Annotated in this window: 18 protein-coding genes; 6 read left to right on the forward strand and 12 right to left on the reverse strand. The window is 63.4% G+C overall.

Features of this window, described 5'->3' with window-relative positions; translation table 11 throughout:
- From VEC01_RS04425 to VEC01_RS04450, 6 genes are all read right to left on the reverse strand, one after another.
- The coding region (locus tag VEC01_RS04425; protein ID WP_324899148.1) for a molybdopterin-dependent oxidoreductase at positions 1 to 1,583 on the reverse strand (1,583 nt) is incomplete at its 3' end.
- A gap of 12 nt (positions 1,584 to 1,595) precedes the next feature.
- Positions 1,596 to 2,171, reverse strand: coding sequence for an arsenate reductase (azurin) small subunit (locus VEC01_RS04430; RefSeq protein WP_324899149.1), 576 nt, complete (start codon positions 2,169 to 2,171; stop codon positions 1,596 to 1,598).
- Positions 2,172 to 2,182: 11 nt separating this feature from the next.
- The gene (locus VEC01_RS04435) at positions 2,183 to 3,325 is read right to left on the reverse strand and encodes a cytochrome-c peroxidase (RefSeq protein ID WP_324899151.1); all 1,143 of its coding nucleotides are present in this window, start codon (positions 3,323 to 3,325) and stop codon (positions 2,183 to 2,185) included.
- 10 nt (positions 3,326 to 3,335) lie between these two features.
- Entirely contained in the window at positions 3,336 to 4,451 is a 1,116-nt protein-coding gene (locus tag VEC01_RS04440; protein ID WP_324899153.1) for a cytochrome-c peroxidase, read from the reverse strand.
- Between the two features lie 230 nt (positions 4,452 to 4,681).
- The gene (locus tag VEC01_RS04445) at positions 4,682 to 6,061 is read right to left on the reverse strand and encodes a sigma-54 dependent transcriptional regulator (protein ID WP_324899155.1); all 1,380 of its coding nucleotides are present in this window, start codon (positions 6,059 to 6,061) and stop codon (positions 4,682 to 4,684) included.
- A complete protein-coding gene (locus VEC01_RS04450) occupies positions 6,054 to 8,336 on the reverse strand; it encodes an ATP-binding protein (RefSeq protein WP_324899157.1) in 2,283 nt (760 codons plus the stop codon). The genes VEC01_RS04445 and VEC01_RS04450 overlap by 8 nt, the downstream gene beginning before the upstream one ends.
- Before the next feature lie 266 nt (positions 8,337 to 8,602).
- On the opposite strand from VEC01_RS04450, the gene VEC01_RS04455 reads away from it, so the two are divergent.
- Complete coding sequence (locus tag VEC01_RS04455) at positions 8,603 to 9,028, forward strand: MAPEG family protein (protein WP_324899159.1); 426 nt, start codon at positions 8,603 to 8,605, stop codon at positions 9,026 to 9,028.
- A gap of 567 nt (positions 9,029 to 9,595) precedes the next feature.
- Positions 9,596 to 11,329: a methyl-accepting chemotaxis protein gene (locus tag VEC01_RS04460; RefSeq protein WP_324899161.1), complete on the forward strand. Its 1,734-nt coding sequence runs from the start codon at positions 9,596 to 9,598 to the stop codon at positions 11,327 to 11,329.
- A 232-nt stretch (positions 11,330 to 11,561) separates the two neighbouring features.
- On the opposite strand, the gene VEC01_RS04465 is transcribed toward VEC01_RS04460, so the two are convergent.
- Positions 11,562 to 12,017, reverse strand: coding sequence for a MarR family winged helix-turn-helix transcriptional regulator (locus tag VEC01_RS04465; protein ID WP_324899163.1), 456 nt, complete (start codon positions 12,015 to 12,017; stop codon positions 11,562 to 11,564).
- A gap of 77 nt (positions 12,018 to 12,094) precedes the next feature.
- Here VEC01_RS04465 and VEC01_RS04470 point away from each other — a divergent pair, with 77 nt between their 5' ends.
- The gene (locus VEC01_RS04470) at positions 12,095 to 12,634 is read left to right on the forward strand and encodes a PaaI family thioesterase (protein ID WP_324899165.1); all 540 of its coding nucleotides are present in this window, start codon (positions 12,095 to 12,097) and stop codon (positions 12,632 to 12,634) included.
- Positions 12,635 to 12,898: 264 nt separating this feature from the next.
- Positions 12,899 to 13,780, forward strand: a complete 882-nt coding sequence (locus VEC01_RS04475) for a DUF1571 domain-containing protein (RefSeq protein ID WP_324899167.1) — start codon at positions 12,899 to 12,901, stop codon at positions 13,778 to 13,780.
- A 215-nt stretch (positions 13,781 to 13,995) separates the two neighbouring features.
- Here VEC01_RS04475 and VEC01_RS04480 read toward each other — a convergent pair whose 3' ends face one another.
- Positions 13,996 to 14,658: an FmdE family protein gene (locus VEC01_RS04480; protein ID WP_324899169.1), complete on the reverse strand. Its 663-nt coding sequence runs from the start codon at positions 14,656 to 14,658 to the stop codon at positions 13,996 to 13,998.
- Positions 14,655 to 14,906, reverse strand: coding sequence for a heavy-metal-associated domain-containing protein (locus VEC01_RS04485; RefSeq protein WP_324899171.1), 252 nt, complete (start codon positions 14,904 to 14,906; stop codon positions 14,655 to 14,657). Before VEC01_RS04485 ends, VEC01_RS04480 begins: the two co-directional genes overlap by 4 nt.
- 824 nt (positions 14,907 to 15,730) lie before the next feature.
- Between VEC01_RS04485 and VEC01_RS04490 the strand changes: the two genes are divergently transcribed.
- Positions 15,731 to 17,296: a methyl-accepting chemotaxis protein gene (locus VEC01_RS04490; RefSeq protein WP_324899173.1), complete on the forward strand. Its 1,566-nt coding sequence runs from the start codon at positions 15,731 to 15,733 to the stop codon at positions 17,294 to 17,296.
- A 296-nt stretch (positions 17,297 to 17,592) separates the two neighbouring features.
- Here the strand turns inward: VEC01_RS04490 and VEC01_RS04495 are convergent, their stop codons facing one another.
- Positions 17,593 to 17,757, reverse strand: a complete 165-nt coding sequence (locus VEC01_RS04495) for a hypothetical protein (protein ID WP_324899175.1) — start codon at positions 17,755 to 17,757, stop codon at positions 17,593 to 17,595.
- Positions 17,758 to 18,030: 273 nt separating this feature from the next.
- Positions 18,031 to 19,062 carry a GlxA family transcriptional regulator gene (locus VEC01_RS04500; RefSeq protein ID WP_324899177.1) on the reverse strand — a complete coding sequence of 344 codons (1,032 nt, stop codon included), beginning with the start codon at positions 19,060 to 19,062 and terminating at the stop codon, positions 18,031 to 18,033.
- Positions 19,063 to 19,259: 197 nt separating this feature from the next.
- Here VEC01_RS04500 and VEC01_RS04505 point away from each other — a divergent pair, with 197 nt between their 5' ends.
- Positions 19,260 to 20,234: a homocysteine S-methyltransferase family protein gene (locus tag VEC01_RS04505; RefSeq protein WP_324899179.1), complete on the forward strand. Its 975-nt coding sequence runs from the start codon at positions 19,260 to 19,262 to the stop codon at positions 20,232 to 20,234.
- A gap of 15 nt (positions 20,235 to 20,249) precedes the next feature.
- On the opposite strand, the gene VEC01_RS04510 is transcribed toward VEC01_RS04505, so the two are convergent.
- Positions 20,250 to 21,167, reverse strand: coding sequence for a LysR substrate-binding domain-containing protein (locus VEC01_RS04510; RefSeq protein ID WP_324899181.1), 918 nt, complete (start codon positions 21,165 to 21,167; stop codon positions 20,250 to 20,252).
- Between the last annotated feature and the right edge of the window lie 198 nt (positions 21,168 to 21,365).

Here is a 21,365-nt window from a genome sequence, read left to right on the forward strand (position 1 = left end):
GAATCGACGCGCTTCTTCAGGGTTTCGAAGATCGTCGCGCGGTCGAGGCTGGCGATCTGGTGCGCATTGCCGCGCGTGAGTTCGCGCATGCGGTCCGCCAGCGCGTTCGACGCCATCATCGCCGCGACCCAGGTGGTGCCGAACACCCACGCGAACTTCACTTCGCCAGCCATGAACCAGCGGTCGAGGTTGAAGTCCTTCTTGCGGCGGCCGGGGTATTTTTCCGGCGACAGCCAGCCGGAGCCGCCGCCGGCGCTCATCATGCCGCGCTGGTGGCCGCCGCCGCGCGAGATCATGCGTCCCGGGCGGTTGCCGGAACCGCAGATCAGGCCGAGCGAGGCCAGCGAGGCGGTGTTCATGTAGTTGTTGGACCAGTAGTTGCCTTTCTCCAGCATGAACGAGGTTTTCGGATGGCTGCCGTCGGCCTTGGGCTTGGCGATCCATTCCGCGGTCTTGCGGATATCGTCCTCGTTCAGGCCGGTGATCCTGGCCGCCACATCCAGCTTCGATTCTTCCTGCGCGAGGATGAATTTCTTGTAGTCGGCCCAGTCGGACTGCCAGGTGCCCCAGGTGGTGCGCCACTGCCAGCCGGTGTTGCGGGTGCCGCGGCCGTAGCCGGCTTCGACTTCCCACTGGTTCGCGATCCACTTGTCGATGAAGGCCTGGTCCTGCCAGTTGTTCTCGATGATGATGCGCGCCAGCGCCATGTGCAGCACGGTATCGGTGCCCGGCGTGATCGGCAGCCAGATGCCGCGCCCGGATTGCACTGCCCAGGCAACGCCCATGGTCTTGTGCGGGGTGACAAAGATGAATTTCTTGTCACCCGGCATCATCCACTGCGTAAACAGCGTGGTCTTGGTTTCATACGGGTCCACGCCCGACAGGTAGGCGACTTCGCAGTCGGCCCAGTCCTGGTAGGAGGCGGCGAAGGAATCGATGCCGGCGTCGTCGAGGCCGGTCGCGTCGTTGGTGTTGGTGCACTTGTCATGCGGCGCGATGGACGGCGTGCCGATCGAGGTCATGCCGAGCTTGGTGATCGCGTAGGTGTTCTCGAAGTACTGGTAGGAGTACATCTTGATTGCCCACGCGTGCTCGCCGTATTTCGACAGGATGTACTTCGAGATGTCGGCCATCACGTCGGTGGCCAGGTCCCAGCTCACCGGGGTCAGCTTGCCGTTGACGCGGATCATCGGATGCTGCAGGCGGTCACGCGTCTTCTTGTCCGGGTTGAAGCACTTCTGCGCCAGCGTGCCGCCGCGGATCGAATGGTTGCCGCCGGGGTTGACCACGGTAGCGTCGCGGTCCGGCACGATCACCACGTGATGCGGCTTGCCCTTGTGGCTGATGACGTTGTGCTGGTTGGGGTTGACCCACGGCCCCATCATGGTGCGGTGCGGGAAGTCGGCCTTCAATGCGTTCTCGGATGCCCTTGCGCCGCCGTCCTTGCCCACCGGCCAGCGGTATACCTTGTAGCCGCAGGCGACGGTGCAATAATCGCAGGCGGTGGTGAACACCTCGGCGTTCTTCGGCGGCAGCGGCACCTGGTCGGGCACGATCATGCTGTCTGGTTTCTTGTCGCTCATGTCAATCTCCTGTCAGCCGCGCTTCGCGGTGTTGGCCGCGTAGCCGTAAATCAGTCCCATCACACCGACTGCGTAGATATCGTTGCCCTGGACTTCGAGCACGATCTGCGGCAGCGCTTCGGTGGCATGTCCGGAAATCACCATCCCGTGACGGGTCAGGTCGAACGTGGTCAGGTGCAGCGGGCAGGGGCCCAGCGCCTGGTACGCGTCCTTGTAGGTGCCCTGCATCGGGCCGCCCATGTGGGTGCATTGCTGGTTGAATGCGACGATGTCGTGCGCCGGTCCGACCCCGCCGCCGGCTTCCGTGCCCAGCTTGACGAGGATGTTCTGGACGTCCGGGTACGGATACGCGAATTCGATCGGCTTGCCCTTTTGCAGGCCGGAGACGGTGCCGATCTTCACTTTCGTGTATTCCTTCTTCAGCACATGCACCGGCGCCGCAAAGGCGGTGGCCGGAACCGCGCCGACCGCCGCGAGCGACACCAGCGAGGCGCCGGCGAGCAGGAAGCTGCGGCGGCTCATGCAGGCGCGCTCGCCCTCATGCTCGTGCGCATGGTCCTGTTTGATCTGAATGGTCTTGTTGCTCATGGTCGTTATCCTTAGTTGGCCGGTGCGGCGGGCTGCGGGAGGGGCTGGTAATCGCCGGGCAGCTTCGGTGCGTCGTGCAGCAGCGGCGTATCCATCGAAAGCGCTTCGAGGAAGGCCACCAGGTCTTTCTTCTCCTGCGCGCTCAGCTTCAGCGGCTTGATCAGCGGGCTCTTGTTGGCGGCAACGCCGCCGCCGCGGTCATAGAAGTCGACCACGTCGGCCAGCGTGGCCAGCACGCCGTTGTGCATGTACGGCGCCGTGTATTTCAGCTCGCGCAGCGACGGCACCCGGAACTTGCCGATATCCTTCGGGTTCTTGGTCACGTAGTAGAGGCCGGCATCGTCCGCGCCGTTGCGGTACGCCGATTCGGGCATGCCCTTCTGGTACCACTGCCAGCGGTGCGTCACCTGCGTGATCACGTCGTTCTTGAAGGCGGGATGATCCGGCACGCCGAGCGCGTAGAACTTCTGGTCGGAAGCGAGCGGGCCGCTGTGGCAGGACAGGCAGTTCGCCTTGCCGTTATAGAGCGCCATGCCGCGCTTCTGCGAGGCGTTGAGCGCGCCCTTGTCGCCCGCCATATAGCGGTCGAACGGCACCTTCTTCGCATCGGTCACGATGGTGCGCTGGTACGCGGCCATCGCCCGGTACGCGTCGTTCATGCGCGGCCACTCGGTGCCGAACACCATCTTGAACTCGGCCACGTATTCGGGCAGGAAGCGCATGCGCATTTCCATCACCGACGGATCGCCGTTGCCGGCGATCGCGCCTTCCGCGGCGCCCGCGGCCTGGCCTTCGAGGCTGGTGGTGGAGCCTTCCCAGAACAGTTTGTTGTAGTAGGCGGAATTCAGGATGGTCTGCGAGTTGCGCCAGTGGCGCGTACCGGGGTAGCCGCGCGAAATGTCGAGGTTGTCGCCCCAGCCCAGCTGCGGCAGGTGGCAGACCACGCACGGCGAGGAGCCGTCGCCGGACAGGCGCGCATCCCAGAACAGCTTTTTGCCGAGTTCGACTTTCTCCGGCGTGTTGGGATTGTCTTTCGGGATAGACGGCGGGGGCAGGGGGCCGAGCGGGGCAGGCTTCGCGCCTGCCGCGTAGGCGGACAGTCCGATGCTTAGGGAGCCGATCAGTGCCATGCCGAGTTTGATCATGGGTTTCATGGTGGAGTCCTCAGTTCTTGCCATAGTTCGCGCGGATCTGCATGTCCGGCTGGCCCGGGTCTTTCACGACCACCGGATCGCCCGACAGCGTCAGCAGGAAGGCTTTCAGCGCCTGCTTTTCCCCGGCGCTCAGGTTCAGCGGCTTGAGCAGCGATCCCTGGCCGCCGCCGCGGTTGTAGAAGTCGATCACCTCATCCAGCGTCGCGAACACGCCGTTGTGCATGTAGGGCGCGGTGTATTTCAGGTCGCGCAGCTGCGCGGTCTGGAATTTCCCGGCATCCCTAAGGTCCTTGCTGATCGCATAGAAGCCGACGTCGGTGCGCGCATTCATGTAGTTGGGCATGCCGGAAGTCGCGTAGTGGCGCAGCATGGTGATGGTGCGCAGCGGGTTCTTCAGCACGTCCGGATGCTCGGGCACGCCGGTCTTGTGCAACTGGCCGTCCGAGCCGATCGGGCCGTTATGGCAGGATGCGCAGTTGGCCTTGCCCTTGAAAAGCGCATAACCGGCACGCGCTTCCTCGCTGATCGCGCCGGCATCGCCCTTGATGAATTTGTCGAACGGCGCGTTGGTGGTTTCCAGGCTCTTGATGAACTCGCCGACGGCGTTGAACATGCGCGGGCTGTACGGATCGCTGCCCTTGCTGAAAGCCTTCTCCCACAGCGCGACGTATTCCGGCACCTGTTTGAGGCGCTCCTGCACCAGGCGGCCGTCGCCGTTCATGGTGTGGGCTTCGGTGACCATGTCGCGCACCAGCGTGCCGGCGTCGCTGCCGTCGAGGCGGCCGTCCCACAGGAAGCGCTTGCGGTGCTTGCTGTTCAACACGGTGGGCGCGTTGCGGAAGTATTCCATCGACGGATAGCCGGACGACAACGCCTTGCCGTCGCCCCAACCCTTGTCGGGTGCGTGGCAGCTGGCACAGGAGACGCCCATGTCGCCCGACAGCCGCTTGTCGAAGAATAAATGCTTGCCCAGTTCGATCATTTCGGCTTTGCCCGGCTTCACCTCGGGCATCGCGGCGAGGTCTGCGCCTTGCGCGCGGGCGGCGCCGGGAGCGAATGCGAACGCGGTCACGAGCATCAGGCCGTTCAGGCCAAGCATCGTGCGCTTCAGATTGGTGCTTTTCATATCCCTTCCTTCTTCGGTAGGAGACCTGTAGGAACAGCCCTACGGTGAACCTCCTATGGCAGGTTTCATACCAGTAACCAAAGATGAGAATGGAGGGGGAAAAGGATCCGGAAGGGGGTTTCGGGCGGTAAGAAACTTACCGGACGATCAGGAGGTGGCCGGTCAGTTTCTTACCGCTTGCGACGACGCGGGGGCAGGTCGGATGGAATGACAACACTGGCGGGGTACGGCTACGCGTCGCCGGCGTCGGCTTCCCCGTGCTCGCGCAGCTTGCTGCGCAGGGTCAGCCGGCTGATGCCCAGCAGCTCGGCCGCGCGGGTCTTGTTGCCGCCACAATGGAACAGCACCGTGCGGATGTAATCCGCCTCCATTTCCGCGAGCGTCTTGATCTTGTCGCGCGGCGCTTCCCAGCCGAGCGTCCCCGGCGCGGCATGCCGGCGTGACAACTCGCGCGGAAGGTGATCCAGCGTGATGATGCCGCCGCCGCAGAGAATGGCGGCCCGTTCCATCACGTTGCGCAGCTCGCGGATATTCCCTGGCCAAGGGTACGCGACGAGGCAGGGAGCGGCGCTGTCGGCCAGCTCGATCGGGGCGCCGAGAGCAGGAGCGGCTCGCGACAGGAAATGGCGCGCCAGCGGCAGGATGTCTTCCCTGCGCTCGCGCAGCGGCGGCACGTCGATCGCGCCGACGTTAAGCCGGTAGTACAGGTCTTCCCGGAAGGTCCCGGCCTTTACCATTTCCGGCAGGTTGCGGTGGGTGGCGGCGACGAAGCGCACATCGGCGCGGATCTCCTTTTGCCCGCCGAGGCGGCGGAAGGTCTGGGTTTCCAGTACCCGCAGCAGTTTGGGCTGGAGCGCCAGCGACAGGTCGCCGATCTCGTCGAGGAACAGCGTGCCGCCGTCGGCCAGTTCGAGCAGCCCGCGCTTTGCCTGCTTGGCGTCGGTGAACGCGCCGCGTTCGTGGCCGAACATTTCCGACTCGAGCAAGCCTTCCGGCAGCGCGGAGCAATTCAGCGTCACCCACGGACCTTCCGCGCGCGGCGACGCGCCGTGCACCGCCTGCGCGATATGTTCCTTGCCCGAGCCAGACTCGCCCCGGATCAGCACCGGGATCCGGCCAGCCGCCGCGATCTTGTGCGTCATCGCAATCATCGCCTGGAACGCGGCGCTCTCGCCGATCATCCCGTAGGTGACGTTGTTCGCGGTTTGCACGCGCCGCCATTCCACCTCGCGGCGCAGCCGGTAGGTCTCGCGCGCGCGGCGGATCAGCTCGAGCAGGTCTTCCAGATCAAAGGGCTTGTGAATATAGTCATACGCGCCGGCCTTCAGCGCGGCGACCGCGGTGCGCACCTCCGGAAAGGCCGTCATGATCACCACCAGGGGCTGGTCCGCGCCTTCACCTTCCCGCAGCCTCGACAGGATATCCATGCCGCTCATGTCGGGCAGGCGCAAGTCGAGCAGCACCAGGTGAAAGCTTTGCTGTTTCAGCAAGTTCAGCGCCGATGCCCCATCCTCGGCCACGCTGATGTCGAATCCCTGGCGCTTCAGGAAATTGGCGACGGTGACGCGGATGGTCGCGTCGTCCTCAACGATCAGGATCGGGTCAGGCATGGTGTTTCCCAAATAATGGCCAGTCCAGGGTAAAGCACGTTCCGTGCCCCGGCGTGCTTGCGACGGCGATGCGCGCGTGGTGCTGTTCCGTGATCTTGCGCACGATCGCCAGCCCGAGGCCGGAACCCTCGCTGCGGGTCGTGAAGAATGGCTCGAATATATGCTGGATAGCGTCGGACGGAATGCCGCTTCCGGTGTCGCGGACGGCGATCCGCGCGCGCGCGCCGTCCGCTTCGGCGCTGATGGAAAGGGTGCCGCCCTGCGGCATCGCATGCACGGCGTTGATCACGAGGTTCAGCAAGGTTTGCTTGAGCTGGTTCGCGTCAGCCCACAAGGCGGGGAGGGCGTCGGTCCCGTTCTGCTCGATCGCGATGCCCTTGTTTCTCGCGTCCTTGCGCACCCAGAACAGCACGTCGTCCAGCACATCGTACAGCTGGCATGCCTCCGGATGCAGTTGCTGCGGCGCCGCGAAGCCATGGAAGCTGCGCAGGAATCCGGACAACCGGTCGATCTCGTGCTCCATCCGCTTGAGCGCCTCCATCAAACCCTCGGGCACGTCTTCCTCGTACTGCATCGCCTGCGCGACCGCTTTCATGCCGGCCAGCGGGTTTCCGATTTCGTGCGCCAGCCCCATCGCCAGCTCCCCCAGGGTTGTCAGTTTCTCCATCTGGAACATCTGCCGGTCGAGCATGCGTTTCTCGTCCAGGAAACGCCGCTCCTGGCTGACGTCACGGGCCACGACGATGAAACCGGCGGTGGTCGGCGTCACCGCAAGGGACAGGATGCGATCCTGCAGCTGCAGGTCGCAGCGGGTCGCCTCGAAAGCTGCATCCGCCGCGACCTGCGGCCATTGCGGCCAGAGTCCGTCCAGGCGCTGGCCGGAAGCCGCTCCCGAGCCGAGCAGCCGGCTTCCCGCGGCATTGATCAGATGCAGCCGGCCTTGCATGTCGACCGACAGGATGGCATCGGCGGTGTGCTCGATCACCGCTTCAAGCGAGGCGCGCTCCTGCTCGAGATCGCGCGTGCGCTCCAGCACCTGCGCTTCCAGCCGTTCCTGGTAGGCGCTCCCTTCACGCGCGGACGCCTGCAGCCGCTCCGCCATCGCGTTGAATTTTTCGCCCAGCGCGGCGATCTCGTCGTTTCCCTTGACCGCGACGCGCCGCGTGAAGTCGCCGCTCGCAATCGCCGACGTTTCTTCTGCCAGTTCTGCAATCGGTTGCAGCAGGCGGCGCGAGAGAACGAAACCGGCTATCGCGGTCACGAGCAGGGCGGCCAGCAGCGCCGTATAAAGCACACCGAGATTGACGCTTGCGAACAGCAGCTCCCGCTCGGGATATGCCACGGCAAGCCGCCATTTGCCCCTCGGATTTTCCGGCAGTTCGCGCCGAGCGAAGTCGATCGGCGCCTGCGCAACGATCCAGCCGTCGGCGTGCCCGGCGCCGGGCTCGGCTTCGGTCAGGCGGCGGCCGATCGACGCGGGCACCAGGCGCGCGAGCCGGTCCACCGGTTCCATCGAGAATCCGGAGGCGCTGCCGCCGGGCGAGCGGCTCATGTAGTGGCCGTAGACGTCCAGCAGGAAAGCGGTTCCCTTGCGTGCGTCCGCCATCTGCTGCACCTGCTCCAGCAAAAGGTCGGCGTGCAGGTTGATCACCAGGACGCCGGCCTTCTTTCCATCCGGGCCCGCGACCGGCGTGGCCACGCGGATCACCGGCCGCTCCGGGGTTTCCACCTTGCCGAACTCGATATTCAGATCCAGCGGCGAGACGTAAAGCTGGCCGGGCGCCAGCGCAAACGCGTCGCGGAAGTAATAGCGGTCGCCCTTGTACTGCAGCGCATCCGGGGGAACCACTGTTACCCCCTTCGGCCGGCGATCGACACGCACGACCTCCCGGCCGTCGTGGTCGAGAAGCCGGATCTGGTAGACATACCTCGAGTAGCCGGCCAGGGTCGCATATTCCCGCTGCAGGCGGTTGAGTGCGGCCGACTTGCGCGCCTGGTCGTCCGCGCCGATGGCAGAAAAAAGCGCATCCAGTGCTTCTTCGCTCGCCATCGTCAACAGTTGCGCCGACAACTGGTCGAAGAATCGGCCCAGGCCCTGGGTGCGGATGGTGACTTCCTGGTTCAGGTTGCGCAAGGTCTCGTCCTGCAGCGCGCGCAGGGAAAAGTAGCCGCCGATAATGCCGACGACCGCACTCGGGATGATGGTGGTGATCAGGAAAGCTGCGTAGATTTTCCGGGAAAGTCCGGAAAGAGATTGAAAGCCTGGCAATTGCATGTGTAAGGGTATCGGCCCCGGCCACCCGGAGTCATCCGCTATTTTAACTTCGCGCCGTTTCCCCGCGGTTTGGCAAGAACACGACCGCCTTCCCGTGCCTCGCCGCTCGGCGATCCTTTATTCATTGGAATGCCTTACGTGTTATGGTATGGAGACTTGTTAGTTTGCAAGTTTTCCTTCATTCAACGCACATCTCGGAGCGGCCGCAGGCCTCGCTGACGAGACGGATCAGCGTAGTCAACCGGCAAAAACGATCTTCATCAGCCATGCGCAATATCTCTATCCTGTACCCGGTGTTTGTGCTTGCCTTCTGGACCGTGCTGGTTCTATTGCTCGTGCCTGTCGCCCGCTTCCGTGCGGCGCTCAGGCGCGAAGTCGGCGTGGAAGACTTCCGTTTCGGGGAATCGTCGCGCGTTCCGCCGGCGGTCAGCATCCCGAACCGCAACTACATGAACCTGCTCGAGCTGCCGGTCTTGTTCTACGTGGTCTGCCTGATCATCCATACGAGCGGCACAACCGGGCCGGCCAGCCTGGCACTGGCATGGACCTATGTCGCGCTGCGCCTGGTCCATAGCGCAATTCACCTTACCTATAACAATGTCATCCATCGCCTCGCGGCATTCGCCACGAGTAACGTGGTGCTCGTCGTCCTGTGGATCCTTGCCGCGGTGCGCGTGACGGCAAGCGCATAGCGAGGATGCGGGTGGGAGGCGCTCCTCGAGCTCGCCGGGACGCGCTCGGTCGGTTCGCAGCAGCGATGCCGAACCGGGCGACGGGCATCTGACGTTACCCGAAGCACGCAGCCATCCTTGAAGGACGTGTTGTATTTTGCCGAGGCCTGAACAGTCCCTTTGATATTCATTGTTTGTTCTGCTAATCTTTTCACAAATAAACAATCCCACACGCCAATGGGATTAAATCATGAGCGAAACCATCCTTCCCCGGCGACTCCGCGGCAACCTCGATGCCGTTGGGCTCGAACTCCTCGCTCGCTCTTGGCCGCCCCGGTCAAACCAAGTCCGGGACGGGTACCGCACTCAATAACGATTGTCTGATCGGCCTGGGCACGCTCGACGAGCGTATGTTGATCCCGGTCGAGACCGACAGACTCACGTCAAGCCAGGAAATGGGCTTGATGAGACGAACGAGATCGTGGGCTGACATCCATTACCGCGACAACAACGCTGCATACCCGGGAGCGCCATACTCGACACGAATATGGCGTGCATGGCACATTCGTTTCACAAGGGAGCAATGTCATGGCTTTCGCCAAGCTGAAGATACGCACGCGTTTCATCCTGCTGCTGGGTTTGTTTGCCGCAGGCTTCACCATCTACGGCCTGTGGTCGTTCAAGACGCTCGACGACTTGAAAGTCAACGGCCCCATCTACCAGCGTATCGTGCAAAGCAAGGATCTGATCGCCGATGTCCTGCCGCCGCCCGAGTACATCATCGAGTCCTACCTGATTACCCTGCAGCTGGCTGATGCGACCGACAAGCCGCAGCAGGCAAAACTGATCGACCGGCTGAAAACGCTCAAGGGCGACTACGACACCCGGCACGAGTACTGGATCACGGCAAAGGAAACCCTCGAGCAGCCGTTGCGCGACATCTTTCTCAAGGATAGCTACGAGCCGGCGGTTGCCTTCTACAACATCGCCTTCAATGAACTCGTTCCGGCCGTACAAGGCGGCGATGCTAGCGCTGTCACGGCAGCTGTCACCAAGCTCAACGGCGCCTATGAAACCCATCGCAAGGCGATCGACAAGGTCGTGGAAATATCGGTCAAACGCGCCGCAGACGATGAGGCCGCGGCCAAGAGCCGCATCGCATCCTCGTCCGCGCTGCTCGTCACGATCCTCGCGCTGTCGGTCGGCGCCGGCGTCGGCCTGGCCTGGATGATCATGCGCAGCATTCTCGGGCCGCTGCAGGAAGCCGTGCGCGTGGCCAAGACAGTCGCTTCCGGAGATCTGACCAACAGAATCGAAGCTGGCCATACCGAAAATGAAACCGGGCAATTGCTGGTATCACTCAAGGAAATGAACGAAAGCCTGGTCAGGATCGTGGCCCAGGTGCGCGTCGGCACCAATTCCATTGCCGACGCATCGAGCCAGATCGCAGCCGGCAATCTCGACCTGTCCTCGCGTACCGAGCAGCAAGCCGGTTCGCTGGCCGAAACGGCGTCGGCGATGGAGGAACTCACCGGCACCGTCAAGCAGAATGCCGACAATGCCAACCAGGCCAACCAGCTGGCGCTCACCGCGTCGAGCGTCGCGGGCAAGGGCGGCGCCGTCGTCGGCGAAGTCGTACAGACCATGGGGTCGATCAACGACTCGGCCAAGAAGATCGTGGATATCATTTCCGTTATCGACGGCATCGCGTTCCAGACCAACATCCTCGCCTTGAATGCGGCCGTCGAAGCAGCGCGCGCCGGCGAACAGGGACGCGGCTTTGCCGTGGTCGCCTCCGAGGTGCGCAGCCTCGCGCAACGCAGCGCGGGAGCAGCAAAGGAGATCAAGGCGCTCATCAGCGACTCGGTCGAGAAAGTGCAGAACGGCTCGAAACTGGTTGACCAGGCTGGCGCGACGATGAATGAAGTGGTGGCGAGCGTCAAGCGCGTGGCCGACATCATCGGTGAGATTGCGGCCGCAAGCCGGGAGCAAACCGTCGGCATCGAGCGGGTCGGCGGGTTGCTGGCGCGGATGGATCAGGCCACGCAACAGAATGCCGCACTGGTCGAGGAAGCCGCCGCCGCCGCCGAAAGCATGCACCAGCAGACCGAAGGATTGACGAACATGGTCAGCGTGTTCAAGCTGTCGCCGGACGCAGTGACGCAGACTGCCACCGGACCTTACGCAATGAAGCAAGCAGCTGCAACAGGGAGCCCGCAACAATCGAATCGTTCTCCCGCACCGAAACGGGTTGGCGCAGGGACGATGAAACAGCTTGCGTCCAACAGTGCTCGCGGCGGCAACGACTGGGAAGCGTTCTAAGGACAAGGCTGCCGAACCAGTCGGCGCGCGGCGTATGGTCTGTCGGCATATCGCGTCTTGCAGGATTTGCTGCGAGACACTGCCTCGTTCATGGGGAAGCGTTTCTGAATGCCTCGGTCAACGCCCTGGCGCTTTGACCCAATTCGCCTTTGCCTTGGTCACGGAAACGCTTGACGTTCCTCCAAATCTTTTCCGTGTTCTTGCAGCTCGGCGTGAGCGCCTGTTTTCGTGGTCACTCATGGTCATCGCCTGCGGCATTGGAGAGGAGTTCGAGCGTGTCGTCGATCAGCGCATGCAGCGCCAGCACGCGCTTCGCGCCGAGCAGCTGGTTGATGCCTTGCTGCGCCACCTTCCAGTGGCGCTGCGCTTCCTGCCGCTTTTCGCGGCCGGCGTCGGTGATCGCCACGGTGCGGCTGCGCGCGTCGGCACCGGCGCCGACCGTGATCCATCCGGCGTCCACCAGCGGCTTGAGATTGCGCGTGAGCGTCGACGCATCCATCGCCATCACCCGCGCCAGTTCGCCGGGGCGCAGCGGCCCCAGCCTGAGCACGTGCGACAGCAGTGAATACTGCGTGGTCTTCAGCCCGGTCTTGGCCATCTCGGCATCGTAATGCTGCGCCACCCGGCGCATCAGCTTGCGCAGCTTGAAGTTGGTGCAGCCTTGCGGCATGACTGTGTCAGGTGACATGCGGTTGTCCATTGCTTCTTTTGCAGATACAATCATTGTATATGCAATAGTTAAAACAAACAAAAAAGGAGAAGCGAATGTCCCCCGAATCCACCCTTGCGCAGTGGAATGAGCAATACGAGGCGGTGCAGCGCCGCATGCGGTCGCGTCGCGACAAGCCGGGGCTGGCCACACCGGAAATGGTCGCCGGCAAGTCCGGGCTGGAGGTGATGCAGGGAATACTGGACGGGGATGTCCCGTTTCCGCACATTGCCGACACGCTGGATTTTTCCCTGATCGAAGTCGGGCCGGGCAAGGCCGTATTTCAGGGCACGCCGCAGCTCAGGCACTACAATCCGCTGGGCAGCGTGCATGGCGGCTGGTATGCGACCCTGCTCGATTCGGCGCTCGGCTGTGCGGTGCACACCACGCTTCCCGCCGGCCGGGCCTACACCACTGCGGAACTGAGCGTCAATATCGTGCGGCCAGCCACGGCCCAGACCGGCCCGCTGCGCGCGGTCGGCAGCGTGATCCACTCCGGCCGTCAGCTAGCGACGGCGGAAGCGCGCATTGTGGGCCCTGACGGCAAGCTGTACGCGCACGCAACGACCACCTGCCTGGTGTTCGAGGCGCGCTGAGGCTGGCGGCAACGCGGCGCACCCGTCGCAGGCGCTTGCGGCGGGAGGACGCACTGCCGAAACATGGCGGGATGCGGCACTTCCCAAAGCGGACGTGAGCGCCCGGAATCCTGCCTAAGAAAGATTTACCGCGCAAGCCAACAGCGACGCGGTATTGATTTTTGTTTGTATCTCCCGGTCCGGACCAAGTAGATTCTTTTGCATCAACAACCGGATATCGAGCCAAACAACCGGGTTATACCCGGTATCGGGGGAGAACACGCAATGAAGCAAATGACATGGCTGGTCGGCCTGCTCGGGATTGCGCTGCATGTTTCGGCTGCGCTCGCGGCTGATGAGCCCGGTCTCGGCCCTGCAGAAGACTTGCGCAGCCGGCTCGCCGCGATGCAGCCGGCGGCGCAGTGCGACTGGCTCAGTCAAAGCATGAGCCGCCAGCAGTTGGCGAAAGCCTCGGATGCGCAGCTTCTGGCCATCCTGCAATCACTGGAATCGGGCGCCTTGTTCTGCCCGGTCAAACGCATGCTGGAGCAGACGCCGGAATATGAGTTCCTGATGTTGCGTCGGGAGCGGGTAAGGCTGACGGACAGCTTGCCGGACATGCCGGAACGCATGTTCGTACGCATGCGGCACGAACCGCTCACCGTCTACGCTCGCTGGGAAAACAATGGCGCCAGGGCCGGACAGGAGGTGCTGTACGATTCCAGCAAGGACAGCCGCAAGATGCTGGCGCATGTCGGCGGTATGCTGGGCGTGGTCTCGATGAATGTGCCGATCGACGGCGCGGTGGCCCGTTCCCAGTCGCGCCATACGGTACGCGACCTTGGCGTCGGCTTCATCCTGTCACTGCTCGAAGCCGACCTGGAGAGGAGGCGGGCGCAGAACCTGCCGACCCGCCCGTCAAGCGTAAAGATCGCCCGCGAGGGCAACAAGCGCTATGCCGAGGTCGTCTATGACAATCCCGGCTCGCCGCCATACTATTCCCGGCAAACCCGGTTCTGGCTCGACCTGCGCGAACCGCTGATCCGCATGGTGGAGAGCCGCGACAACGATGGCGATGTGTTCGAGCACATCGTGTTCGAGTCGGTGGAACGCAAGAAACTCGCACCGAATGCGTTTGATGCGAAGAATCCAGAGTATCGCTTCTGATCAGCGGGCAAGGTGGTTTGTCGGCTGCGCTGGCACGAATGGTGCTCGGATGAGCATGTCGCGGGTGCCTGCCGTCCGGCGCAATGCCGCAGCGCAGGTGTGAAGGTGCGCATCACTCGCCAGCGTATGGTCGGAAGAAATCGCCCGACACGGTGGTGCGGACATAGCAGCCGGAGTAACGCCCGGCCACCCGCGGCCGGCCGGCCGGCGGTCCCTCATGCAACCGAGTACAGGTCCGGGTCGTCGGCGTGTTCAATCAGGATGCGCCTAACCCGGTCCTGCCACAAGCCCGCGAATTCCGCAGCGTCTTCCGGCGTCGCGCCGCCGTCCAGGATCTTGCGCAGCAGGGCGCCGGTGCGCGGATCCGCAGGGACGCGGTGCAGGTTCAGCGCCAGTTGGACGGATTCGCCGTTGTCGCGCCGTTCGAAACAGGCCTCGCCTGCCGCCGCGTCCGAATAATGCATCAGGTGCTGGCGCCGGAAGTGGCCGCTGATTCCCTTGAAACCGCCCGGCCCCGCAGCGCCGGTAACCATGCCGACCACGCTTCCGATCACGCCGGCGACGCCCTCGTCAGCCGCCGCTGAAAACCGGACCGAAACCTCGCCCCGTTCCGGCATGTCGTCCGGGTAGAGCAGGGCGAGCGCGCGTCGTGTCATCAGATAAGCGCCGGCCACGGTGGGACATGAGTGGCCGGCCAGCTTGACCGCATCCAGGTAGCGATACCGGATGATGCCGTCGCTGCAGGCCCCGAGGAAGCGGGCCAGCCCGTCGTGAACGGCAATCACCGGCGCATCATCGAAGAATGCCGGGTAGTCCATGATCTTGGCTGCCTCGGTCTTGCGACTGCGATCCGGCGTCGTTTCGCGGCCGTCGCTCATCCGCAGCTGCCGCAGCACATGCCTTCGTCGTGCGCGCCGCTGCGCTGGAAGCCGATACCCGCCCGGCGCAGGGCGGCACGCAGCTCCAGCAATGAAGTCGCCTCGTCGTCATAGCCGACCACCACCGACCTACTGTCTGCCCCCGCCGCAACGGATGCGATACCGGGGACGGATTCAAGCGCAGCGCGAACTTTGTCTTGCGCGCCTTCGATTGCAGCGGCCAGAACCAGATTTTCGAATTTCACCATGTGTTTTCTCCGACTAGAAATCTTCGACGGGAGAACTCTACCACAAACATCTATTTTTCGTACATGATTAAAATAGTGGCAAGAACAGTGGCGCGCAACACCGTCTTCCAGCCAGGGATTGAGCGGGTGTTATGAACTAGGGAAGGGGTCGCGTTCGGCCAAGAAGGGCTCGGCGCTCCCACTTACAACGCAATGCGTCCCTTCTCGACCGAACCCTCCGCGCAGCCCCGAGAACCGACCGCCTGCGGTGTTGCGGGGGGACGGCGAGTCATTCTTGCCGTGGAACCGCCACGGCGGGTCGCCGCGCCTAGCATTCGGCCGGTTCTCGGGGCTGCGCGCCCCCTTCTCTAGTTCATAACACCCTCTAGGGTCCCGGCTTTTCATGGAAGCGCGGAGGGCCGGCGCAACGGGACATTGATTTCCTTTGTGTGTTCCTAATTGAAAAAGTACAATGCTGATAGGGGATAGCAAAAAAATCAATAAATGATCAATACGCTTTTGGCCGGAAAGCGCCGCCTCCCAAAAGGAGGGCGACGGCACGCCGGACGCGTTGACACCAAACGTCTATGCATCGCTCGTTCGAAGGTCTTGTATGCGCCGGCGCGTTGCGCCGTCAGCCAGGTTCCTGTTTATCGCTTGCCCGGCGCTGGTCCACCGGTGGCGGCCGCCCGCCGTCCACCCGGTGCGCGCGACGAGCCAATACGCATTGCCGTTCGTCTCGGCCCCGGCGTCGCAAGCGCGCTTGCTAGGCGCCACCGGCCGCGCCTTCGCGAAGCCTTGTTTTCCATCGTTTTCCTCCATCAGCGCACTCTCGAGATTCCCTCATGCGGAAAAACCTCCCTGTTACCACCATTGAACACGTGCTGGGCAACGACGACATCATCGTTTCCAAGACCGATTTGAAGGGCAAGATCACCTACGTCAACCAGGCGTTCGTCCGCATCAGCGGATTTACGGAAGAAGAATTGCTCGGTGCGCCGCACAACATCGTGCGCCACCCGGACATGCCGCCCGAAGCCTACCGCGATCTCTGGGACACGCTACAGCGTGGCAAGGCATGGAGCGGCATCGTAAAGAACCGGTGCAAGAACGGCGATTTCTATTGGGTCTATGCGAACGCGGCACCAACGATCAAGGATGGAAAGATCGTCGGTTACACGTCGGTGCGCACCAAGCCGCCGGCGGAAAGCGTTCATGCGGCGAGCGCGCTCTACAAGCAGATGAATCAGCCTGAAACCGGCATTTCGCTGCGCGAAGGCAGGGTCGCCAGCCGGGGCCTGTTCCGCCTGGTGGACGCCTGGCGCGACGCGAGCTTGCAGAGCAAGCTGGTCGGGCTGTCGCTGGTGCTGACGCTGCTGTTCCTGGCGCCGTTGCTGCGGGCATGGCAGGCCGGAGCGGGACTCGACCCGGTCATGCTGGTGACGGCGCTCATCGGAGTAGCCGCCGCACTCAGCATTCCGCTCTGGCTGCACACCTCGCTATTGGCGCCGCTCGGGCTGATCCGCAGTGAAATGGACAAGATGAGTTCGGGGAACCTGACGGGACAGATTCCGGCGGGGCAGGGCGAGGTTGCGACCCTGCTGCATGCCCTGCGCATCCTGCAGACCAACGTCAAGCTGCTGGTCGGCCAGATCAAGGAAGCGTCGCATATCGTGCATCAGCGTGCGGAGGAAATCGCCGGCGGCAACAATGACTTGTCGGCGCGCACCGAAAATCAGTCGAGCGCGCTGCAGGAAACCGCGTCGTCGATGGAGGAGCTGTCGAGCACGGTGAGGAACAACGCGGATAACGCGACCGGCGCCACCGAGCGCATGAAAAACGCGACGCAGATCGCGATCGCCAGCGGCGACTCGATGCAAAGCGTGGTGCAAAGCATGGACATGATCAAGACCCGCTCCAGCAGGATCCTCGACATCATCGGCGCGATCGACGGCATCGCCTTCCAGACCAACATCCTGGCGCTGAACGCGTCGGTTGAAGCCGCCCGCGCCGGCGAGAACGGCCGCGGATTCGCGGTGGTCGCGCACGAAGTCCGTAACCTGGCTGGCCGGTCGGCGCAGGCCGCCAAGGAGATCAAGACCATGATCAGCGACACGGTGGCGCAGATCGAAGAGGGCGGGGCGGCTGTCGACGCGGCCAGCGCCGCAATCCAGGAGCTGGTCAGCGCGGTGCATGATGCAGCGGAAATCATCGCCGACATCGGCCAGGCGACCCGTGAGCAGAGTGCCGGGATCGAGCAGGTTAGCCTTGCGGTCAACGAGATGGAGCAGGTGACCGAACAGAACGCCTCGCTGGTTGAAAGCGCGGCCGATTGCGCAAAGACGCTCCACGCCCAGGCAAACAACCTCGTCGGCCTTGTCGAGACGTTCCGCCTGGTGCCGACGCGGTAACCGCCGGCGTTCGCGCGGACTTTTATTTATCCGGTGCCGGCCGTGCCGGTTCGCATGGATGCACGTCGGCGCGCCGATCTTTCGCGCCGCGTGCAATCGGCCTGTTTCTTTAGTGCCCCGGGAATCCTGTCGTTTTCCGCAATCGACGGGGTGGTTGCAAAAAAAGCCCGCCGAAAAGCGGGCAAACACTCAAAGGAGACAACTGCCTTTGTTAGGTTGCCAGGGGCACGCGGAGTTCTGCGGGCGGGATGAAAAAGCCCGCCTGGGGTGGCCGAAGCCGGGAGTCGGCCGGCGGACTAGTCTTTCAGGATCGCGCCGACTGCGGCGGATACGGAGAGCAGCGCGCCCATGACGAAGGCCGCGGTGCCGATCCATGGCGTGACGGCGAAAGTCAGCACGTATCCGAGGGCTGCGAGCACAAGCCCGATGAAAACCAGCAGCTTATATTCAAAGTTTTCCATGCAAGGTTGTCAGTGTTGTTCCTGCGGCCAAACCGGCTTTCCCCGATAAAAAAAGCCCGCAGAGCGGGCTGAAAAACGGGGAATCTGGTGCTGGAATATTTGCATACCGCCAGCTCCGGTACAAACAACGCATTCTTCTGAGACAGTGCTCACTCGGAAAAGCGTGAATGCCCGCATGTTATCGAAAAGGCACAAGCGGGATTTGATATTTCGCAAACTAATGACTCGTGGAAACAGTGCCGGAGCATCCCTGTTCGCTGCAACCGGTCGCGCTCAGTGTCCGGTCGCCATTGCCCGCCGCATCGCGCCGAAACGCTTGCGGTACTGTGCCGGGGTGAGATTGACATGGCGCCGGAACAGGCGGCTGAAGAAACCGGCGTCCTCGTAGCCAACCTCGTTGGCGATCGCTTCCACGGGTTGGTTGCCCGACTCGAGCATCTGCTTGGCTTCTTCCAGCCGCAGGGTGTGCACATATTCGAGCGGCGACATGCCGGTCGCAAGCTGGAAGCGCCGCTTGAACGAACGCTCCGCGATGCCGCTCAGGGCGACCATCGCATTCACCGGCGCCGGTTCGGCGTAATGCTCTGCGATCCACTCCTGGCAGCGCGCGATCACCGCATCTTCCATCTGCCTTGCCTGCGCCAGCCGGGCGAACGGCTGCTGCCCGATCTCATGCCAGTCGACCAGGTTCAGACGCGCAGTCTGCATCGCAATGTCGATGCTGCTCAGGCGCGCGATCAGGTAGAGCGCAAGATCCAGCCAGGATGTGCCGCCGCCGGCCATGATCAGGCGCTGGCCGTCGCCAGCGCACACCAGCGCCCGTTGCCGGCGTACCTTCACCCTCGGATAGCGGCGCGCCATCAAGTCACAGTAGGCCCAGTGCGTGGTCGCTTCGTGCCCGTCCAGCAAGCCGGCTTCCGCAAGCAGCAGGGCGCCGGAGCAGGCGGTCGCGAGGATCTTGCCGGATGCATACGCCTGGCGCAGGCAGGCGATCTCCGGCTTGAAACGCCCGGCGAACGGCTCACCCGGCGGCACCAGCAATTCCGGCACGCACACCACGTCGGCGTCGTCGCAGGCGTCGAGGCAAGCCTCCGGGGAGATGCGGACGTTGTTCCCGGCCATGAAGGACGCGCCGTGACAGGACACGACTTTCGGCAGGATGACCGGCTCGCCCGGGCGGCTTTCGCAGATCATTCCCCAGTCGCGGCCGGCCGACATGAAGAAGTCGTACATGCCATAGACCACCGAGGCGGTGGTTTCCGGCAGGGCAAGGATGGCAACGCGGGCGGGGGAGCTGTCGTTCATGGCCGTTTTGTCACATTGGTTACCGAAATGGCTTTAGTCGCAATGGCGGACCGGGCTTAAGGTGGTGGCTCGCTGCATCGCATTGAACAGCAAGCCCGCTGGCCGGTGCCGTGATTGCATTCTAGTTCCCGCCCCGGGCGGCGCACAGGGGCACGGGACCGGCGGACCAACCATAGACCATTTCAAGGAGACCGATCATGAGCAAATACCGCAACCGATTGCCGCAGGTAAAGGATGAGCTTTTTATTACCGACGGCGGCCTGGAGACCACGCTGATCTTCCATGAAGGCATAGACCTGCCTTATTTCGCAGCCTTCGACCTGCTCAAGGATGCGCAGGGGACAGCCATCCTCGAGCGCTACTACCAGCGTTATGCGCAGATGGCCAGGGACTACCGGGCGGGCCTGGTGCTGGAAGCGCCGACCTGGCGCGCCAATCCTGACTGGGCCGGCAAGCTCGGTTACGACAGCACCACCCTCGCTGATGCGAACCGTAAGGCAATTTCCTTGCTGCTGCGCATCCGTGACGAATTCGAGACGGCGGCAACGCCGGTCGTCATCAGCGGCAATCTCGGGCCGCGCGGCGACGGCTACCGGGCCGACGTCACCATGACTGCCGCGCAAGCCCAGGCCTATCACCAGGCGCAGATCGAGACCTTCGCGCAGACCGATGCCGACATGGTGGCGGCCTTCACGATGAACTACGTGGAAGAAGCGATCGGCATCGTCAATGCGGCAAAGTCCTGCGCCATGCCGGTCGCGATCTCCTTCACGCTAGAGACCGACGGCCGCCTGCCTTCCGGGGATGCGCTGCAGGACGCCATCGAGCGCACCGATGCGGAAACCGGCGGCGCAGCGGCGTATTACATGATCAACTGCGCGCATCCGACGCATTTCGACGCCATCCTGCAAGACGGCGGCACCTGGACCGGGCGTATCCGCGGCCTGCGCGCCAACGCATCGCGGCGCAGCCATGCGGAGCTGGACGAGGCGCCCGACCTGGACGACGGCAATCCGGTCGAGCTCGGCGCGCAATACGGCGCCTTGCGCAACCGGCTGCCGGCGATGACCGTGGTCGGCGGCTGCTGCGGCACCGACCATCGCCACGTGCATGCGATCTGCGATGCGATGGCAAGGATGCGCGCGCCGGATGCGCGCCCGGAACCGGCGTAGCGGCACCGGCCGCTCCTAGCGGCCCCGGCCGCTGCGCGACTTCTCGCGCGCGAGGTGGATGAATTCCGAGGTGACCGGGTTGATGTGCGATCCGCGCCGCCACACCAGGCCGATGTCGATACTGGGTACCGCGTCGCGCAGCGTGCGCACTTCGACATGTTCGGCGTCGAGCGTCCAGGGACGGTAGAGAAAGTCCGGGAGAATCGCGATGCCGGCGCCGACGCCGACCAGCGAGCGCACCGCCTCCAGCGATGAGGTGCGCAGGGTGATCTGCGGGCGCAGCCCGTAGCGCGCCCACACCGCGCGCAGCACCCCCTCCACGCGGTCGGTCTCGAGCACGACCTGCTCATGTTCGGCGCATTCGGCCAGCGTCAGTTCGGGACGGGCGGCCAGCGGATGGCTGGCCGCCAGCCAGACGCGGTTGGGCGACGAAGTCAGGGTCTCGACCACCAGCGCCTGCGGGTCGCCCAGCACGTTCGAGACCATAATGGCGAGATCGACCTCACCGTTGATCAGCAGGTGTTCGAGGAATTGCGCGCTGTCCTCGATGACCGAAATCTTGACGGAAGGGTGGGAGCGCTGGAAACGCGAGAACAGGTCGGCCAGGTAATAGCCGGCCACCAGGCTGGTCACGCCGATCGTCAGGTTTCCCGACAGTTCCTCTTCATGCCGGTAATCGATGCGCGACGCCTCCGCGACGGCCGACATCACCTTGCGCGCGCTGGCCTGGAAGCGATGGCCTTCCTGCGTCAGGACCATGCCCTTCGCGGTGCGCTCGAACAGCTGCACGCCGAGCGACTCTTCCAGTTCCTGGATGCTTTTCGTCACCGCCGACTGCGCGATGTTGATCATCCGCGCGGCCGATGCGACCGATGCGCTTTCGGCTACCGCGAGGAAATAGCGAAACTGCTTGAGCGTGATGTGACGGTTCATGGCCCTCCCGCGCCGGCATTCTTCTTTGAATTCTTTGGCGCCCCGCCACTATTGCACTGCAACAAGATCCCTAAAAGATAGCAGGAGGCGCACCCTTATCTCTTTTTTAGATAGCTAGGACAGCAAATATTGAACTTTTCACATCAGAGCGTCAAGCCTATAGTCGATGCGTGGCGGACGTCATGAACTAGAGAAGGG

Source organism: Noviherbaspirillum sp. (assembly GCF_035627455.1).
Lineage (GTDB): Bacteria > Pseudomonadota > Gammaproteobacteria > Burkholderiales > Burkholderiaceae_D > Noviherbaspirillum.

Bases quoted from the DNA above. Each gene is read 5' to 3' on its own strand.
- VEC01_RS04430 (WP_324899149.1), bottom strand. From the start codon at position 2,171: ATGAGCAACAAGACCATTCAGATCAAACAGGACCATGCGCACGAGCAT.
- VEC01_RS04435 (WP_324899151.1), bottom strand. From the start codon at position 3,325: ATGAAACCCATGATCAAACTCGGCATGGCACTGATCGGCTCCCTAAGC.
- VEC01_RS04440 (WP_324899153.1), bottom strand. From the start codon at position 4,451: ATGAAAAGCACCAATCTGAAGCGCACGATGCTTGGCCTGAACGGCCTG.
- VEC01_RS04445 (WP_324899155.1), bottom strand. From the start codon at position 6,061: ATGCCTGACCCGATCCTGATCGTTGAGGACGACGCGACCATCCGCGTC.
- VEC01_RS04450 (WP_324899157.1), bottom strand. From the start codon at position 8,336: ATGCAATTGCCAGGCTTTCAATCTCTTTCCGGACTTTCCCGGAAAATC.
- VEC01_RS04455 (WP_324899159.1), top strand. From the start codon at position 8,603: ATGCGCAATATCTCTATCCTGTACCCGGTGTTTGTGCTTGCCTTCTGG.
- VEC01_RS04460 (WP_324899161.1), top strand. From the start codon at position 9,596: ATGGCTTTCGCCAAGCTGAAGATACGCACGCGTTTCATCCTGCTGCTG.
- VEC01_RS04465 (WP_324899163.1), bottom strand. From the start codon at position 12,017: ATGTCACCTGACACAGTCATGCCGCAAGGCTGCACCAACTTCAAGCTG.
- VEC01_RS04470 (WP_324899165.1), top strand. From the start codon at position 12,095: ATGTCCCCCGAATCCACCCTTGCGCAGTGGAATGAGCAATACGAGGCG.
- VEC01_RS04475 (WP_324899167.1), top strand. From the start codon at position 12,899: ATGAAGCAAATGACATGGCTGGTCGGCCTGCTCGGGATTGCGCTGCAT.
- VEC01_RS04480 (WP_324899169.1), bottom strand. From the start codon at position 14,658: ATGAGCGACGGCCGCGAAACGACGCCGGATCGCAGTCGCAAGACCGAG.
- VEC01_RS04485 (WP_324899171.1), bottom strand. From the start codon at position 14,906: ATGGTGAAATTCGAAAATCTGGTTCTGGCCGCTGCAATCGAAGGCGCG.
- VEC01_RS04490 (WP_324899173.1), top strand. From the start codon at position 15,731: ATGCGGAAAAACCTCCCTGTTACCACCATTGAACACGTGCTGGGCAAC.
- VEC01_RS04495 (WP_324899175.1), bottom strand. From the start codon at position 17,757: ATGGAAAACTTTGAATATAAGCTGCTGGTTTTCATCGGGCTTGTGCTC.
- VEC01_RS04500 (WP_324899177.1), bottom strand. From the start codon at position 19,062: ATGAACGACAGCTCCCCCGCCCGCGTTGCCATCCTTGCCCTGCCGGAA.
- VEC01_RS04505 (WP_324899179.1), top strand. From the start codon at position 19,260: ATGAGCAAATACCGCAACCGATTGCCGCAGGTAAAGGATGAGCTTTTT.
- VEC01_RS04510 (WP_324899181.1), bottom strand. From the start codon at position 21,167: ATGAACCGTCACATCACGCTCAAGCAGTTTCGCTATTTCCTCGCGGTA.